Genomic DNA, 17,512 nt, shown 5'->3' with positions numbered 1-17,512 from the left:
GCGCTTTGATCTTTGGTCTGATTGCATTCGCAGCTGGATGGTTTAGTGTGGTTTCTACCTTCCAAAACAATAAAAACAGGCTTTCAAATGAGCCAGAGTCTCAACCAGCTGCGCAAATTCGTTTCACCTGAAATCATCTTCGGTGCCGGTAGCCGGCACAGTGTCGGCAATTACGCCAAGACCTTTGGCGCACGCAAGATCCTGGTGGTCAGCGATCCCGGCGTGATCGCCGCCGGCTGGGTCGCCGATGTCGAAGCCAGCCTGCAGGCCCTGGGCATCGAATACTGCCTTTACAGTGATGTCTCGCCCAACCCGCGGGTCGAAGAGGTGATGCTCGGCGCCGAGATGTACCGGGAAAACCACTGCGACGTGATCGTCGCCGTCGGTGGCGGCAGCCCGATGGACTGCGGCAAAGGCATTGGCATCGTCGTCGCCCATGGCCGCAGCATTCTCGATTTCGAGGGCGTGGACACCATCCGCGTGCCCAGCCCGCCGCTGATCCTGATTCCGACCACCGCCGGCACCTCGGCCGACGTCTCGCAATTCGTGATCATTTCCAACCAGCAGGAACGCATGAAGTTCTCCATCGTCAGCAAGGCCGTGGTGCCGGACGTTTCGCTGATCGACCCGGAAACCACCCTGAGCATGGACCCGTTCCTGTCGGCCTGTACCGGTATCGACGCGTTGGTGCATGCCATCGAAGCCTTCGTGTCCACCGGCCACGGGCCGCTGACCGACCCCCACGCGCTGGAGGCGATGCGCCTGATCAATGGCAACCTGGTGCAAATGATCGCCAATCCGAGCGACATCGCCCTGCGCGAGAAGATCATGCTCGGCAGCATGCAGGCCGGGCTGGCGTTTTCCAACGCCATCCTGGGCGCCGTGCATGCCATGTCCCACAGCCTCGGCGGCTTTCTCGATCTGCCCCACGGGCTGTGCAACGCGGTGCTGGTCGAGCACGTGGTGGCCTTCAATTACAACTCGGCACCGGAGCGCTTCAAGGTGATCGCCGAGACCTTTGGCATCGACTGCCGGGGCCTGAATCACCGGCAGATCTGCGGGCGTCTGGTCGAACACCTGATCGCCCTCAAGCACGCCATCGGCTTTCACGAAACCCTCGGTTTGCATGGCGTTCGGACCTCGGACATTCCGTTCCTGTCGCAGCATGCGATGCACGATCCGTGCATCCTGACCAACCCGCGCGAGTCCAGCCAGCGTGATGTCGAGGTCGTCTATGGCGAAGCCCTCTGACGAACAACAACGGGCCCTGGCCGGGCTGCTGGGGCTCGGCAGCCATTCGGCGCGCAAGAGTCATTACCCGGAACTGGCCGCGCGCCTGGATGATCTGGAAGCCGAGCGTAACCGCTACAAGTGGCTGTTCGAAAACGCGGTACACGGGATCTTCCAGGTCAGCCTGCACGATGGCATGCGCGCCGCCAACCCGGCGCTGGCACGCATGCTCGGCTACCAGGACCCGCAGGAGGTGCTGTTCTCCCTGACTGACCTTGCCAGCACCCTGTTCGTCGACGGCGCGCAGGAGCTGGAAAACATCGGCGAAATCCTCAGGCACCAGCGCAGCCTGCACGGCTATGAAACCCGCTTGCGGCGCAAGGACGGCAGTTACCTCGATGTGTTGATGAACCTGCTGCTCAAGCCCGGCCAGGAAGGGCTGGTGGAAGGGTTCGTTTCCGATATCACCGAGCGCAAACTGGCCCAGCAACGCCTGCAGCAACTCAATGACGAACTGGAGCTGCGCGTCGTCGCGCGCACCAATGAATTGCTCGAAGCCAACCGTAATCTTCAGCAGCAGATCACCCAGCGTAAACAGATCGCCCAGGCCTTGCGCGTCGCCCGCGATGCCGCCGAGGCGGCCAATCACAGCAAGGACAAATACCTCGCCGCCGCCAGCCACGACCTGCTGCAACCGCTGAACGCCGCGCGGTTGCTGATCTCGACCTTGCGCGAACGCCAATTGCCGGAAGCCGAACAGGTGCTGGTGGAACGTACTCACCAGGCCCTGGAAGGGGCCGAAGACCTGTTGACGGATCTGCTCGATATTTCCCGGCTCGATCAGGCCGCGGTCAAGCCGGACATCGCCTCGTACCGCCTCGACGAATTGCTCGGGCCGCTGGTGTCGGAGTTTCAGTCCGTCGCCCAGGCGGCCGGCTTGAACCTGCGGGTGCGCATGGCCGATTACGCCATCAGCACCGACTTGCGCCTGATGACGCGGATCCTGCGCAATTTCCTCAGCAATGCCTGCCGCTACACCGACGAAGGCAGCATCCTGCTGGGGGCAAGGCGTCGGGGCGAGATGTTGCGCCTGGAGGTCTGGGACACCGGGCGTGGCATTGCCGCCGACCGGCTCGATTCGATTTTCCTCGAGTTCAACCAGCTGGATGTCGGCCGCGCCGCCGACCGCAAGGGCGTGGGCCTGGGGCTGGCGATCGTCGAGCGCATCGCCAAGATCCTTGGCTATAAAATCGGCGTGTACTCGTTGCCGGGGCGCGGTTCGATGTTCAGCATCGAGGTGCCGATCTCCGACGAGGTTCCGTTACCCGTGAGCCAGGCGGTGCCACAACCGGGCACCGGCAACCCGCTGCCGGGCCGCCGTTTACTGGTGCTCGACAACGAAGTGAGCATTCTTGAAAGCATGGGCGCGTTGCTCGGGCAGTGGGGCTGCGACGTTGTAACCGCCACCGATGAAGCGGCTGCGCTGGCGGCGCTGCACGGGCAGGCGCCGGAACTGATTCTTGCGGACTATCATCTCGACCACGGGGTGGTCGGCTGTGATGTGGTGCGACATTTGCGTGAGCATTTCCACCAGAACATTCCCGCGGTGATCATTACTGCCGACCGCACCGACCATTGTCGGCGTGCGTTGCAGCGGCTCAACGCACCCTTGCTGAACAAACCGGTGAAGCCCGGCAAATTGCGCGCGGTGTTGAGTCAACTGTTGGGGGCCTCTGCCTGAAGCGACCGGTACTGCAGGGTGAAGCCCAGTTCGGTGGCTTGACCCTGTTCCAGCAAACGCAAGCCTGGCCGACCGGGCAGGTGATGCGCGTTGACCGGGTGGCTCACCGGTTCGATGCAGAAAAACCCCAGGCCCACAGGGCAGTAGAGCAGGTAGTAATCGCTGCCGGTGGCCTGGCAGTCGAGTTCATAGCCGAGGTCGGGCTGGCGGATCAGGCAGTGGCCGTCCCATTCGCAGAAACCGTTGTCCACCAGCGCTTCGGGCAATGACTTGAGTTGCTGAAAATCCCACTCGACCGGCAATGCGCTGAGTTCTGTCGGCAGTTTTGCCCCGTCGCACAACCACACGTGCCGGGCGGGTGCCTGCAGTCGGGTGTTTGCGGTGCGCGGCAGATACGGATGCAGTCCCAGACCATGCCACGCAGCGTGTTCAGCCAGGTGCGTGACGTGCAGTTCGATGCTCAGCCTGCCCGCGCGCAAATGGAACCGTTGCCGGGCGCGATAAGCGAAGGGCGTTGTGCTGTCGAGTTGCAGGATCACTTCACCCTGAGTCTGGGAAACCACGCGCCACGGCTGCTGCCAGGCGCTGCCGTGAATCGGCAGGGGATCGGTGAGGCTGTTGGGCGTCAGTGCCAGCCAGCCGTCCGGGCAGTCGAAGCCGCCTTCGGCTATCCGGTTGGACCAGGGCACCAAAGGGAAGCAACCGAGTTTGCCGGGCAGGCCGGTGTCGAGTGCATGGGCATCGGCATGACGCAGCAAGGGTTGGCCAGTGCTGCGCACGGTCCAGTTGGCGATGCTGGCGCCGAGTTCCGGGGCGAGGGTGAGGAGGGTGAATTCGTCTTCGAGTTGCAGAAGGTTCATGGTTTTATCGATTCGCGCTCAATGGTGGAAAAGATCGCAGCCTGCGGCAGCTCCTACAGGATCCCGTACCCGGCGTAGGAGCTGCCGAAGGCTGCGATCTTTTTTAAAGGCTTACAACACCAGATGCGGCAACCACAGCGACAGTGCAGGAATGTAGGTCACGGCCAGCAGCACCAGGAACAACACGCCATAGAACGGCAGCAGGGCTTTCACGGTGGATTCAATGCTGACTTTACCTACGGCCGACCCCACAAAGAGTACCGCACCCACCGGTGGCGTGATCAGGCCGATGCCCAGGTTCACCAGCATGATCATGCCGAACTGCACCGGGTCCACGCCTATGCCGAGGATCACCGGCATCAGGATCGGCGTGAGGATCAGGATCAGCGGCGCCATGTCCATGACCGTACCGAGCAACAGCAGCATGACGTTGATGCACATCAGGATCACGTAGCGGTTGTCGGACAGGGTCAGGAACAGCGTGGTGATCTTCGCCGGGATCTGCATCAGGGTCATGATGTAGCCGAAGCTGGCGGCGAAGCCGATCAGGATCATCACGATCGAGATCGTGCGCACCGTGCGGTGCATCAGTTTCGGCAGCTCGCTCCACTTGTAGTCGCGGTAGATGAACATGGTCACGAAGAACGACCACAGCACGGCAATCGCCGCCGACTCGGTCGCGGTGAAAATGCCGGACAGAATGCCGCCGAGGATGATCACCATGGCCATCAGGCCCCACAGCGCTTCGCCGCAGATCTTCAGCGCTTCGCGCATCGGGATGACTTCGCCTTTCGGGTAGTCACGCTTTTTCGCGAAGATCAGGCACAGCACCATCAGGCACGCGCTCATCAACAGGCCCGGCACTACGCCGGCCATGAACAGCGAGGCGATCGACACCGTGCCGCCGGCGGCCAGGGAGTAGAGCACCGAGTTGTGGCTGGGCGGTGTCAGCAGCGCTTGTACCGAGCCGCTGACGGTCACCGCCGTGGCGAATTCCCGGGGATAACCACGGCGTTCCATTTCCGGAATCAGCACCGAACCGACCGAGGCGGTGTCCGCCACCGAGGAACCGGAGATCGCGCCAAAGAAGGTCGAGGCCATGATGTTGACCAGCGACAAGCCGCCACGCACGAAGCCCACCAGCACCCCGGCGAACGCCACCAGGCGCCGGGACATGCCACCCTCGGCCATTATCGCGCCGGCCAGGACGAAGAACGGAATCGCCAGCAGCGAGAACTTGTTCACGCCCCCGGCCACCTGAATCATCAGCGCCTGGAACGGGATGTCGATCCACCAGGCACCGATCAGTGCGGCAAACCCCAGGGCGTAGGCGACCGGCATGCCGATCAGGATCAACGCGATAAAACTGCCCAACAGAATAAAAGCGTCCATTCAGGCAGCCCCTTCGTTTTCTTCAACGAGGTCGAAACGCACGACCCGACGGTTGCTCTGGTCACCGAGCAAGAGTTTTTCCAGGACAAACACCAGTGTCAGCGCGCCGCCAATCGGAATCGGCATGTAGGTGATACCTACGCGCAAGGTCGGCAGGGCGCTCATGAACTGGTTCCAGGTCGACAGGCACAGCTTGCTGCCCCAGATGGCCATGAACAGGCAGATGGTCGCCATCAGCAGTTGCGCGACAATGGCCGCGGCCTTGCGCAGATGTAGCGGCATGCGGTCGGTGAGCATCGCCACCGCCATGTGCGAGCCGGAGCGGTAGCTGGCGGCTGCGCCGATGAAGGTGAACACCATCATCAGCAGAATGGCGGTGGGCTCCGGCCAGCTTGAGCCGGTGCCGAGGACGTAGCGGGCGAACACGCCCCAGGGAATGATTAACGCAATGGCCAGAACGGAGAGCCCGGCGACCCAGATACAGGTCATGTAGAGCTTGTCATTGATGCCTAGCAGCAGATTCTTCATCGGGTTCCACCGTAACCGGGCGCGCACTGATGTACAGCAACGTCAGTGGCGCCGGGCCTTTCTTGAATGCAGGGAGGGTTACTGAACGGCTTCGATACGCTTGATCAGGTCGGCGTAGGGCGCGCCGTATTTCTCGCGGATCGAGGCGGTTGCCTCGTAGAAAGGTTTCTTGTCGACGGTGATGAACTCGACGCCGGCAGCCTTGAGTTTTTCTTCACTGCTGGCCGATTTCGCATCCCACAGGGTGCGTTCCTGGGCCTGGGCCGCCTTGGCGGTTTTCTTCACCAGGGCTTGCTGCTCCGGGGTGAGTTTGTTCCAGGTGATTTTCGACATCACGATCGGCTCGGGCAGGATCAGGTGACCGGTCAGGCTGTAGTACTTGGCGTTCTGGTAGTGGTTGTGTTCGAGCAGGGTCGGCGGGTTGTTTTCCGCGCCGTCGATCACGCCGGTCTGCAGGGCACTGAAGATTTCGCCAGTGTCCATCGCAATGCCGTTACCGCCCATGGCGTTGATGGTTTCGATGAACATCGGGTTGCCTTGCACGCGGATCTTCATGCCCTTGAGGTCTTCGATGCTGCGTACCGGTTTCTTGGTGTAGAGGTTGCGCGTGCCGCCGTCCATCCAGGCCAGGGCGACCAGGTTGAATTCGGAATGGGTGATCTTGTCGAGGATTTCGTCGCCGACCGCCCCGTCGATGACTTTGCGCATGTGCGCCTGGTCGCGGAACACGAATGGCATGTTGAACACGTTCACATCCGGTACCACCGGACCGACGATGCCGAGGCTGACCCGGGCCATCTGTACGGCACCGACCTGGGCCTGTTCGACCACTTCTTTTTCCGAGCCGAGCACACCGCCGGCGAACATCTTGAAGGTCAGCGCGCCGTTGCTGTCGGCCACCAGGGTTTTGCCCAGTTGCTCTTCAGCCACCACGGTCGGGTAACCGGCGGGGTGGATGTCGGCGAATTTGATTTCCAGTGCCTGGGCGGCACTGCTAAGGGAGAAGGCTAATGGAAGTGCAGCGGCGAGCAAGGTGCGTTTGAAGTCCATGGGGGGTGTCTCCAGTTTTGTTGTTTTTATATTCAAGGCACAGCGATGCAGCAGGAGCGCTTTTCTGTCGAGGTTGCTCAGTCGTTGAAACAGGGTTCGGGTAGACCTTTGACGCCGGGGTCAAGGGCGAACACGCCACCGGCCAGTGATTGCGGGTCATGGTCGTCGCCGGGGCGGATCGAGGTCACGAACAGCGTGTCCAGTCGAGGGCCACCGAAGGCGCACATGGTGGGTTTTTTCACCGGTATGGCGAGGGAGCGGTCGAGTCGGCCGTCGGGGGTGAAGCGGTGGATCAAGCCTGCGTCGTTGGCACAGATCCAGTAGCAGCCATCGGCGTCGACTGCCGCGCCGTCGGGGCGACCGGCGTACTGATTCATGTCCACGAACACACGGCGGTTCGACGGCGTACCGGTTTCGATGTCGTAGTCGAAGGCCCAGATCAGTTGCACGCTGGGGTGTGAGTCCGACAGGTACATGGTCTTGCCGTCCGGGCTGAAACCCAGGCCATTGGGCACGATAAAACCGCTCAGTTGCGCTTCGAGTGGCCCGCGTTGTCCGGCGCTGTAGCGATACAAGGTACCCTCGGCGGCGTTGGCGCCCATATCCAGCACCATGCTGCCGGCCCAGAAGCGTCCCTGACGATCGCAACGGCCGTCGTTCAAGCGCATGTCGGTGCGGGCATGGTCGACATGGGCCAACTGTTCACTGTCGAGGCTGCCGTCGTTGTGCGGATGCAGGCGGAAGAACCCGCTCTGCATGCCGGCGACCCAGCCGCCATCGCGATGACGTGCAATGCAAGCGAGCATCTCCGGGGTTTTCCAGGCATCCACCAGGCCGGAATCGGCACTCCAGCGCTGTAAACCGCCGGCGGGAATATCGACCCAGTACAGCGCGTTTTCCTCAGGCACCCAGACCGGGCTTTCACCGACGGCGTTGCGGGCGTCGACAATCAATTCGGCTTGCATGGCAACTCATTCCCTTGGTTCTTGTTGTGGGGATCAAGCGGGGCGCGAGGGCTCAGTCACCGAACGGGCCGGCTGCGCAGAAGGCGCCGCCCTGATAGAGCCGCGCCGGGTCGTCGGCGGCTGGCATCGGCTGGGTTTCGATTTTTTCGCGGAACACTTCGGAACTGTCCTGCGGGACAAAACCCAGGGCCGTGGCGTAGCGGTTGTCCCACCAGATGTCCTTGTTGTCGGACATGCCGTAGACCACGGTGTGGCCGACATTCGGCGTGTACAAGGCGCGTTCGAGCAGTCGGGTCAGGTCGCCGAAGCTCAGCCAGGTGCTCATCATCCGGCGGTTATGCGGTTCCGGGAACGACGAGCCGATGCGCACACTGACGGTCTCGATGCCATAGCGGTCGAAGTAGAGCGTGGCCATGTCTTCGCCGTAGGACTTGGACAGCCCGTAGTAGCTGTCCGGGCGGCGAGGGGAGTGGGCGTCGATCACTTCGTCCTGCTTGTAGAAGCCGATCACATGGTTGGAGCTGGCGAAGATCACCCGCTTCACGCCGTGACGGCGCGCAGCTTCGTAGATGTGGAACACGCCGCAGATGTTGGCGCCGAGGATCTCTTCGAACGAGCGCTCGGTCGACACGCCGCCAAAGTGCAGGATCGCGTCCACGCCTTCGACCAGTTGATGCACCGCCTGCTTGTCGGCGAGGTCGCACGGCATCACTTCTTCGCGATCATCGATGGCCGGCGCGATGTCGGCGATGTCCGACAGGCGAATCACATTGGCGTAGGGGCGCAGGCTTTCGCGCAGGACTTTCCCGAGGCCACCGGCGGCGCCGGTCAGCAGCAGGCGATTGAAAGGGGGGCGGGCGGTTGTGGTGGTCGTCATGGGAATCCTGGACGCGTGGTCGTTGTTATTGATTTGTTGTAGGTTGTCGTACGACTGTGCTGGAGTATCGTTAGGGTTTCCGCTGCTTGTCAACGCGACATTGGTGGAAATTGACGGAGGGTCGTTTCCTGGAGGTCTGATGCAGTTCTTAAAACTCCCGCGCACCTTGTGGGAGTGAGCCTGCTCGCGATAGCGGTCTAACTTTCAACATCGAAGTTGACTGACATTCCGTCATCGCGAGCAGGCTCGCTCCTACAGTGGCTTTGTGTTTACAGCAGGCTGATCGGATAGCTGATGAACACCCGGTTCTCATCGAATTCGTTGGTGCTGAAGCTTTTGCGAATGCTCGCATTACGCCATTTCACGTTGAGGTTTTTCAGCGGGCCGCTCTGCACCGTGTAGGCCAGTTCCGATTCGCGGCCCCATTCCTTGCCGTCGGTGATGGCGCCGGTGTGCACGTTGTCACCGCTGATGTAGCGGTTCATCAGCGTCAGGCCCGGAACGCCCAAGGCGGCGAAGTTGTAGTCGTGGCGCACCTGCCAGGATTTCTCTTGGGCGTTGTCATAGCTGGAGTTGTAGCTGTCGTTGGCCAGGGTGCCGCCGCTGGTGCCATTGACCCGCATCCAGACGTCGTCACCGGTGAGTTTTTGCAGGCCGACGTAGAAGGTGTTGCCGCCGTACTTGGCAGAGAGCAGGGCGAACGCGGTCTTGTTGTCGAGGTCACCGGCCTTGGCACTGCCGTCTTCCTTGCCGATGAAGTAGCCGAGGTTGGCGCCCAGGGTCCAGTCGCCGAGGGGTTGGCTGTGGGTCAGGTTGAAGTATTGCTGCTGGTAGATGTCACTGAGTTCCGAGTACCAGACGCCGACCTGCGTGTGCTTGTCATTGAACGCATATTCACCGCCGCCGAAATTGAAACGGTCCGAGGTAAACGCCGCTTTGCCGTTCATGAACATGTCTTCCATGCTCGCGTCGTTACGCGGGCTGTTTTGCTGGAATTGACCGCCATACAGCGTCAGGCCACTGATTTCGGTGGAGGTCACTTGCGCGCCCTGGAAGGTCTGCGGCAGTGAGCGGCCATCGTCGGAACGCAGGATCGGCAGCACTGGCATCCATTCGCCGACCTTCAATTCGGTTTTCGAAATCTTGCCTTTGAGCGCCACGCCGAGCCGGCCGAAATTGTCGGCGGGGCGGCCGTCGTCGTGGATCGGCAACAGCTGCGTGCCGCCGGTGCCTTTGCCGCCATCGAGCTTCTGCGAGTACAGGCCCAGTACATCGACACCGAAACCCACGGTGCCCTGGGTGAACCCGGACCGGGCGTCGAGAATGAAGTTTTGCGTCCACTCTTCAGCCTTGCCCTGGGGATAGGCCGGGTTGGTGTAGTTGCGATTGATGTAGGCGTTGCGCAGGTTCAGCGTGGCCTTGGCGTCGTCAGTGAAACCTGCGGCCTGGCAGGTGATGGGCAGGACGAGAGCCAGGCCGCTGCAGCCGATCAGGCTGAGAGTGTGGCAACGGGTGAGGGTAGGGCGTGAACCACGGATGGACGAATTGCGGACGAGCTTGCTCACTGTGACGCTCCCTTGTTTCTTGTTTTTATAGTTGTCATACGTCGTCGTACAACATTGGCGGCGATATTTGCGGGATTTTCCGAGGTTGTCAATCGGAAGTTATACGATGACCTGTCCGGGAGGCGGGGGAGTGAAATGTTTGGTTTGACCCTGTCGCCGCGAGCTAGAGCGGGTGCTAGTCTTGTTCAACGCTGTTGTCAGGGAGCCCTTATGGGCAATCACAAGATCGAGATTCGTCGCAGTAACGTCGAAAAAATTCTGCTGGGGGCGGAAAAGGTCTTCGCTGAAAAGGGCTTCGGCAGCACCGCCATGGCCGACATCGCCGCCGAGGTGCAACTGCCGCGTTCCAACCTGCACTACTACTTCAGCACCAAGACCGAACTGTACAGTGCCGTGCTGTTCGACTTGCTGGAAGTCTGGAAGCAGGACGCGCTGTGCTTCGAGATGTTCGATGACCCGCGTGTGGTGCTCAGCAGCTACATTCGCGCCAAGATGAACCATTCCCGCAGCCGGCCCTACGGTTCGAAAGTCTGGGCCAACGAAATCATCCATGGCGCGCCGACCCTCGGCGCAGCGCTGGACGCGAGCCTGTATGACTGGGCCAAGATGAAGGAAGCGAAAATCCGCCAGTGGGTGGACGACAAACGCATCCTGCCGGTGGAGCCGTCGAGCCTGCTGTACATGATCTGGGCCTCGACCCAGCACTATGCCGACTTCGATCACCAGGTGAATATTCTCAATGATCACCAGCCGTTGTCGGACATGCAATTTGAAAAAGCGGTGCAGACGGTGACCAGTGTGATTTTGCGGGGGATTGGGTTGGAGCCCTGAGATTTGTGTTGTTGCGGCTGGCCCCATCGCGAGCAGGCTCGCTCCTACAGTTGAAATGCATTCCAATGTAGGAGCGAGCCTGCTCGCGATGGGGCCAGCTCAAACGCCTGTGATCTCAAGGGCCGACGTGATACGGATTCCTCGGATCATGATTCCAGTCCAGGAACGGCTTGCTGTTCTCCACCGGCACCATCTCGATGCAATCCTGCACCGGGCAGGTGATCTGGCACAGGTTGCAGCCCACACACTCCTCATCGATCACCTGGTATTTGTGCGTGCCGTCCGCTTGCTTGAGGCTGGCCACGGCCTGGTGCGAGGTGTCCTCACACGCGATATGGCAACGACCGCAACCGATGCACGCGTCCTGATCGATTTTCGCGATCACCTGATAGTTGATGTCCAGGTACTTCCAGTCCGTGGTGTTGCCCACCGCGCGCCCGGAAAACTCCGAAATGCTGGCGTAGCCCTGACTGTCCATCCAGCGTGACAAACCGTCCTTCATGTCTTCGACAATCCGGAAACCATGCAGCATCGCCGCCGTGCATACCTGCACCGAGCCACTGCCGAGCGCGATGAATTCCGCAGCATCGCGCCAGTTGCCAATGCCGCCGATGCCACTGATCGGCAGGCCCTGGGTCTGCGGGTCGCGGGCGATTTCAGCCACCATGTTCAAGGCAATCGGCTTGACGGCCGAACCACAATAACCGCCATGGGTGCTTTGGCTGCCGACCATGGGGTTGGCAACCATGCGTTCGAGGTTGACGCTGGTGATCGAGTTGATGGTGTTGATCAACGACACCGCATCGGCACCGCCACGGTGGGCGGCGCGGGCGGCGACGCGGATGTCGGTGATGTTCGGCGTGAGCTTGACGATCACCGGCAGCGAGCAATACGTCTTGCACCAGCGGGTGACCTGTTCCACGTATTCCGGCACCTGGCCGACCGCTGCGCCCATGCCACGTTCCGGCATGCCGTGGGGGCAACCGAAGTTCAGCTCGATGCCGTCGGCGCCGGTGGCCTCCACCAGCGGCAGGATGTTTTTCCAGGACTCTTCGACGCAGGGCACCATCAACGACACGATCAGCGCACGGTCCGGCCAGTCCTTTTTGACTTGGGTGATTTCCCGCAGGTTGATCTCCAGAGAGCGGTCGGTTATCAGCTCGATGTTGTTAAAACCCAGTACCTCCCGGTTCGCCCCGAAGTGCGCCGAGTAGCGCGATGACACGTTCACCGCCGCCGGGTCTTCCCCCAGGGTTTTCCAGACCACGCCACCCCAGCCGGCCTCGAAGGCGCGGACCACGTTGTAGGCTTTGTCGGTCGGCGGCGCGGAGGCCAGCCAGAACGGGTTGGGGGATTTGATGCCGGCGAAGACAATCGACAGATCGGCCATTTACGCAGCCTCCACATTGAGCATCAGTTGAGCGTTGATCGCCTCGGCGGCGCGTTTGCCGTGTTGCACCGCTTGCACGGTAAGGTCCTGGTCGAGGCTGGTGCAGTCGCCGCCGGCATACACGCCGGGGATGCTGGTGCGCAGGTTTTCATCGACTTCGATACGCTCGCCCTGGCGCTTGAGTTCACGGGCCAGCGGATCGGCGAGGGCGCTGCCGTCGAAGGCCTGGCCGATGGCCTTGAAGATTGCGTCGGCGGCCAGTTCGAAGGTTTCACCGGTGGTTTGCAGGCGTCCTTCCACCAGATGGGTGCGAGCGAAACGCATGCCGCGCACGCGGCCGTGGTCATCGAGCAGCACTTCTTCGGGTTGTGCCCAGGTCATCAGCCGCACCTGATTGGCCTTGGCGATCTCCTGTTCGTGATGGGTGGCGCCCATGTCTTCGGTGCCGCGGCGGTACACCAGATTCACGTCGTGGGCGCCGAGGCGGGCCATTTGCACGGCCATGTCGATGGCGGTGTTGCCCGCGCCGAGGACGATGCAATGGTCGGCCAGGGGCAGTTGGCTCAGGTCATCGGCCTGGCGCAGTTCGCGGATGTAGTCGGTGGCGGCGAGCAGGCCGGGCGCGTCTTCGTGGGCCAGGCCCAGTTGTTTGCTGGCGTTGAGCCCGAGGCCGAGGAACACCGCATCGAACTGTTGATGCAGTTCACTGAGGGTCAGGTTCTCTCCGAGTTTCTGCCCGTGGCGGATTTCGATCCCGCCAATCTGCAACAGGAACTCAAGCTCCTTTTGCGCGTAGTCATCCACCAGTTTGTATTTGGCGATCCCGTATTCGTTGAGGCCGCCAGCCTTTTCCCGTGCCTCGAAGATCACCACGTCATGCCCGTGCATGGCGCTGCGGTGGGCGCAGGACAAACCGGCCGGACCGGCACCCACCACGGCGATGCGTTTGCCGGTGGCGGCAGCGCGCTGGAAGGGGTGCGTACTGAAGTGGGCGTTGTCCACGGCGTAGCGTTGCAACAGGCCGATCAAGACCGGCGCGCATTCGTGAGCGTTGTTGCGCACGCAGGCTTGCTGGCAAAGAATTTCCGTCGGGCACACCCGGGCGCAACTGCCGCCGAGGATGTTGGCCGAGAGGATCTTCTGCGCGGCGCCTTGCACGTTGTCCTGTGCAATGTTGCGGATGAACGAGGGAATGTCGATCTCGCTCGGACAGGCATTCACGCAGGGCGCGTCGTAGCAATACAGGCAGCGCGAGGCTTCCAGGTGCGCCTGACGCTCGTTGAGCGGCGGCGCCAGATCGGTGAAATGGCCGGCGAGGGCGGCCGCATTCTCAATGGGATGCGGGAGGTGGTCCAGGGTCTTGATCACGGTTTTGGCCTCACGGTTATTTGAGGTGCTGCCTCTGAATGGGCATTGTTTTTTGTGTTGTCTGTGCGGGCCTCTTCGCGAGCAGGCTCGCTCCCACAGGGGATCTTCAGTGTTCAAAAGTCCTTGTGGGAGCGAGCTTGCTCGCGATAGGCCGAAGGCCGCTCTCAGCGTTTCACAGCAACAGGCTTGTGCAGCTCAGCCCGCTTGCTCAGCAAATCAAACACCGCCGGGTACGCCGGCCGTTCGATATACCGCCCGGCCCCGCGCTCGGCCCGCAGGTCGCCGTCGGCCCAGACCACGCGGCCCTGGCTGATGGTGTGGCTGGGTACGCCGCGCACGGTCTTGCCTTCGAAGATGTTGAAGTCCACCTGCTGATGGTGGGTCTTGGCGGAAATGGTCCGCGTGCCCTGCGGGTCCCACAGCACCAGGTCGGCATCGGCGCCCACACGAATCGCGCCTTTGCGTGGGTAGAGGTTGAAGATCTTCGCCGTGTTGGTGGACGTCAGCGCGACGAATTGCTGCATCGAAAAGCGTCCGCTGTTCACGCCTTCATCCCACAACACCGCCATGCGGTCTTCGATGCCGGCGGTGCCGTTGGGGATTTTGCTGAAGTCGTCGCGGCCCGCGGCTTTCTGCTCGGCGCAGAAGCAACAGTGATCGGTGGCGGTGGTGTGCAGATTGCCTGATTGCAGGCCATGCCAAAGCGCCTCTTGATGGCCGCGAGGACGGAACGGCGGGCTCATCACATAACCGGCGGCGGTCTGCCAGTCCGGATCGCGGTAGACACTGTCGTCCAGCAGCAGGTGCCCGGCCAGCACTTCGCCGTACACCGGCTGGCCCTTGCCCCGTGCGTAGGTGATTTCGTCGAGCGCTTCCTTGGTCGAGACGTGGACCAGGTACAGCGGCGTGCCCAGGGTTTCGGCGATGCGGATCGCCCGGCTCGCGGCCTCGCCTTCAACCTGCGACGGCCGCGACAGTGGGTGGGCTTCCGGCCCGGTGATGCCTTGGGCCATCAGCTTGCGTTGCAGGTGATACACCAGTTCACCGTTTTCCGCGTGCACGGTCGGCACCGCGCCCAGTTCCAGGCAACGTTCGAAACTCGCCACCAGGGTGTCGTCGGCGGCCATGATCGCGTTCTTGTAGGCCATGAAGTGCTTGAAGCTGTTGACGCCGTGCTGGCTGACCAGCTCGGCCATTTCCTCGCGGACCTGCTCGCTCCACCAGGTGATGGCGACGTGAAAGCCGTAGTCCGACGCGGACTTCTCGGCCCAGCCGCGCCACTGATGGAAGGCTTCGAGCAAGGATTGCTGTGGATTGGGAATCACGAAGTCGATGATTGAGGTGGTGCCGCCGGCCAGTCCCGCCGCCGTGCCGCTGTAGAAGTCTTCGCTGGCCACGGTGCCCATGAACGGCAGTTGCATGTGGGTGTGCGGATCGATGCCGCCGGGCATCAGGTATTGGCCGCTGCCGTCGAGCACTTCGGCCTCGGCAGGAACATCGAGCTTTTCGCCGATGGCCTTGATCACGCCGTCTGCGCAATACACATCGGCGCGATAACTTTCATCATGGGTAATTACGGTGGCGCCACGGATCAACAGAGACATTCCGAGTTCCTCGCAGGCAATGACCGGCTTATGCCGGTTCTAGATGTTTTATTCAAAACAGCCCGCACAGAACCAATCCTGTCAACGCTGTCAGGATTAAACGCTAGCTGCACTTATCAGAATCGGCAAGAATATTTTTTATAAGCTTATTCAGTTGTTAACTATTTGATATTCAACGAATAAATACAACGATCACCAAAATGGTGAGGCCGCTCACCATTTTGACGCACTTGACAGGATCTAAAAATGGTCAAGATTTCCTATGTGAAATCAGCTGTTTGAGTATGGTCTATGGTTGATGCGCAGCCATTGAAAAAAAGATCAACGCACCAGATTGAGCCCTGACTGTTTCGACAACTTGCCTGGCATTCGGCCTGAGTGACCTGACAAATAGTCGAATCAGTGAATAAAAGCGATAAACATCAGTTGGTTGCAATGTGTTTATGGAACTGCCCGATGCGTAATCGGGGCACTCGGCACGTTTATTGATGCCGCCAGCCCCTGATGAGCAACAATAATCAAAAGAACAGTGGAGCGGCCATGCAACAGATCAGATCGCAAGTGACCGAGCGCGACGGCTTGTTCGAGCTCGAAGCCGGCAGCGATGTCCTCGACAGTCCCCGTTACAACCACGACATTGCACCGACCAGGGTGCACGAACGCACCTGGAACAAATGGCACATCACCGCGCTGTGGGTGGGCATGGCGATCTGCGTGCCGACCTACACCCTCGGTGGCGTGCTGACCGCGTACTTTGGCCTGACCGTCGGCGAAGCGCTGCTGGCGATCCTGTTCGCCAACATCATCGTATTGATTCCCCTGACGCTTAACGCCTTTCCCGGCACCAAGTACGGCATTCCCTTTCCGGTGTTGCTGCGCTCGTCCTTCGGCGTGCTCGGTTCCAACATTCCGTGCCTGATCCGCGCCGTGGTGGCGTGTGGCTGGTTCGGCATCCAGACCATGTTCGGCGGGCTGGCGATTCACCTGTTCCTCGGCTCTGTGTTCGAGGGCTGGAAATCCCTGGGCGGCACCGGCGAAGTCATCGGCTTCATGGTGTTCTGGGCGCTGAACCTGTGGGTGGTGATCCGCGGCGCCGAGTCGATCAAATGGCTGGAAACCCTGTCGGCACCGCTGCTGGTGCTGGTGGGCGTAGGCCTGCTGGTCTGGGCCATGCCCAACGTGTCGATGAGCGAATTGCTGGCGATCCCGGCCAAGCGCCCCGAAGGTGCCGGCGTGGCCAGCTACTTCGCCGCCGGGCTGACGGCGATGGTCGGCTTCTGGGCTACGTTGTCACTGAACATTCCGGACTTCAGTCGCTACGCAAAAAGCCAGAAGGACCAGATCGTCGGGCAGATCATCGGTTTGCCGCTGACCATGTTCCTGTTCGCGTCCCTGGGCGTGGTGATGACCGCCGCCTCGGTGAAACTGGTGGGGGTGACGGTGTCCGATCCGGTGACCCTGATCGGTCATATCCAGAGCCCGGTCTGGGTCGCACTGGCGATGGCGCTGATCATCATCGCCACGCTGTCGACCAACACCGCAGCCAACATCGTGTCGCCGACCAATGACTTCCAGAACATCGCGCCCAAGGCCATCAACCGTACCAAGGCAGTATTGCTCACCGGGTTTGTCGGCCTGGCATTGATGGCCCATGAGCTGCTGAAAAAACTCGGTTTGATCGTCTCGGACGTCAGTCTGGAATCCGTATATTCCAACTGGTTGCTTGGCTATTCGAGCCTGCTGGGGCCGATCGCCGGGATCATGGTGGTGGACTATTTCCTGATCAGGAAACAGCAACTGGACCTTGCCGGCCTGTACCGCGATGACGTTTATCCGGCGTGGAACTGGAGCGGTTTCCTGGCCTTCGGTGTGCCGGTGGTGTTGACGCTGCTGTCCCTGGGCAGCGATGCCTTCAGCTGGTTCTACAGCTATGGCTGGTTCACCGGTTCGGCGCTGGGTGGGGTTATTTATTACGGGTTGAGTGTGATGCGGCCCAGCCCGTCTGTCGCGAAATCTGCGGTGTGAACACTGGCCCCATCGCGAGCAGGCTCGCTCCTACATTTGGAATGCATTCCCCTGTAGGAGCGAGCCTGCTCGCGATGAGGCCTTTG

General features: G+C 61.1%; 14 protein-coding genes. 4 read left to right on the top strand and 10 right to left on the bottom strand.

What is annotated here, in order from left to right; translation table 11 throughout:
• Window positions 1–87 precede the first annotated feature (87 nt).
• Both ercA and KGA83_RS04930 read left to right on the top strand, forming a co-directional pair.
• Window positions 88–1,251, top strand: coding sequence for an alcohol dehydrogenase-like regulatory protein ErcA (gene ercA / locus KGA83_RS04935; RefSeq protein WP_223528848.1), 1,164 nt, complete (start codon window positions 88–90; stop codon window positions 1,249–1,251).
• The gene (locus KGA83_RS04930; protein ID WP_223528846.1) at window positions 1,235–2,971 is read left to right on the top strand and encodes a NahK/ErcS family hybrid sensor histidine kinase/response regulator; all 1,737 of its coding nucleotides are present in this window, start codon (window positions 1,235–1,237) and stop codon (window positions 2,969–2,971) included. Before ercA ends, KGA83_RS04930 begins: the two co-directional genes overlap by 17 nt.
• Here KGA83_RS04930 and KGA83_RS04925 read toward each other — a convergent pair.
• The 7 genes from KGA83_RS04925 to KGA83_RS04895 form a co-directional block, all read right to left on the bottom strand.
• Entirely contained in the window at window positions 2,947–3,831 is an 885-nt protein-coding gene (locus tag KGA83_RS04925; protein ID WP_223528843.1) for an aldose 1-epimerase, read from the bottom strand. The genes KGA83_RS04930 and KGA83_RS04925 overlap by 25 nt on opposite strands.
• 111 nt (window positions 3,832–3,942) lie before the next feature.
• Complete coding sequence (locus tag KGA83_RS04920; RefSeq protein ID WP_046037280.1) at window positions 3,943–5,223, bottom strand: TRAP transporter large permease; 1,281 nt, start codon at window positions 5,221–5,223, stop codon at window positions 3,943–3,945.
• The gene (locus tag KGA83_RS04915) at window positions 5,224–5,751 is read right to left on the bottom strand and encodes a TRAP transporter small permease (RefSeq protein WP_108215931.1); all 528 of its coding nucleotides are present in this window, start codon (window positions 5,749–5,751) and stop codon (window positions 5,224–5,226) included.
• Window positions 5,752–5,829: 78 nt separating this feature from the next.
• Entirely contained in the window at window positions 5,830–6,801 is a 972-nt protein-coding gene (locus tag KGA83_RS04910; RefSeq protein WP_108215930.1) for a TRAP transporter substrate-binding protein, read from the bottom strand.
• A gap of 77 nt (window positions 6,802–6,878) precedes the next feature.
• A complete protein-coding gene (locus KGA83_RS04905) occupies window positions 6,879–7,766 on the bottom strand; it encodes an SMP-30/gluconolactonase/LRE family protein (RefSeq protein WP_115947463.1) in 888 nt (295 codons plus the stop codon).
• Between the two features lie 52 nt (window positions 7,767–7,818).
• On the bottom strand, window positions 7,819–8,643 hold the full coding sequence (locus KGA83_RS04900) for an NAD-dependent epimerase/dehydratase family protein (RefSeq protein ID WP_223528841.1): 825 nt from the start codon (window positions 8,641–8,643) through the stop codon (window positions 7,819–7,821).
• 269 nt (window positions 8,644–8,912) lie between these two features.
• Window positions 8,913–10,208 (bottom strand): OprD family porin, encoded by a 1,296-nt coding sequence (locus tag KGA83_RS04895; protein WP_223528838.1) that lies wholly within the window; start codon window positions 10,206–10,208, stop codon window positions 8,913–8,915.
• A gap of 210 nt (window positions 10,209–10,418) precedes the next feature.
• On the opposite strand from KGA83_RS04895, the gene KGA83_RS04890 reads away from it, so the two are divergent.
• Window positions 10,419–11,039 carry a TetR/AcrR family transcriptional regulator gene (locus tag KGA83_RS04890; protein ID WP_008017494.1) on the top strand — a complete coding sequence of 207 codons (621 nt, stop codon included), beginning with the start codon at window positions 10,419–10,421 and terminating at the stop codon, window positions 11,037–11,039.
• Window positions 11,040–11,154: 115 nt separating this feature from the next.
• Here the strand turns inward: KGA83_RS04890 and preA are convergent, their stop codons facing one another.
• From preA to hydA, 3 genes are all read right to left on the bottom strand, one after another.
• Complete coding sequence (gene preA, locus KGA83_RS04885; protein WP_223528835.1) at window positions 11,155–12,429, bottom strand: NAD-dependent dihydropyrimidine dehydrogenase subunit PreA; 1,275 nt, start codon at window positions 12,427–12,429, stop codon at window positions 11,155–11,157.
• Complete coding sequence (locus KGA83_RS04880; RefSeq protein WP_223528832.1) at window positions 12,430–13,797, bottom strand: NAD(P)-dependent oxidoreductase; 1,368 nt, start codon at window positions 13,795–13,797, stop codon at window positions 12,430–12,432.
• 164 nt (window positions 13,798–13,961) lie between these two features.
• A complete protein-coding gene (gene hydA / locus KGA83_RS04875) occupies window positions 13,962–15,401 on the bottom strand; it encodes a dihydropyrimidinase (protein ID WP_223528830.1) in 1,440 nt (479 codons plus the stop codon).
• 540 nt (window positions 15,402–15,941) lie between these two features.
• Here hydA and KGA83_RS04870 point away from each other — a divergent pair.
• Window positions 15,942–17,426, top strand: coding sequence for an NCS1 family nucleobase:cation symporter-1 (locus tag KGA83_RS04870; protein WP_115947467.1), 1,485 nt, complete (start codon window positions 15,942–15,944; stop codon window positions 17,424–17,426).
• Window positions 17,427–17,512: the final 86 nt, after the last annotated feature.

The organism is Pseudomonas sp. GL-R-19 (assembly GCF_019956375.1).
Lineage (GTDB): Bacteria > Pseudomonadota > Gammaproteobacteria > Pseudomonadales > Pseudomonadaceae > Aquipseudomonas.
Note: the sequence above shows the minus strand (reverse complement) of the source record. Positions and strands in the feature narration are given on the sequence as shown.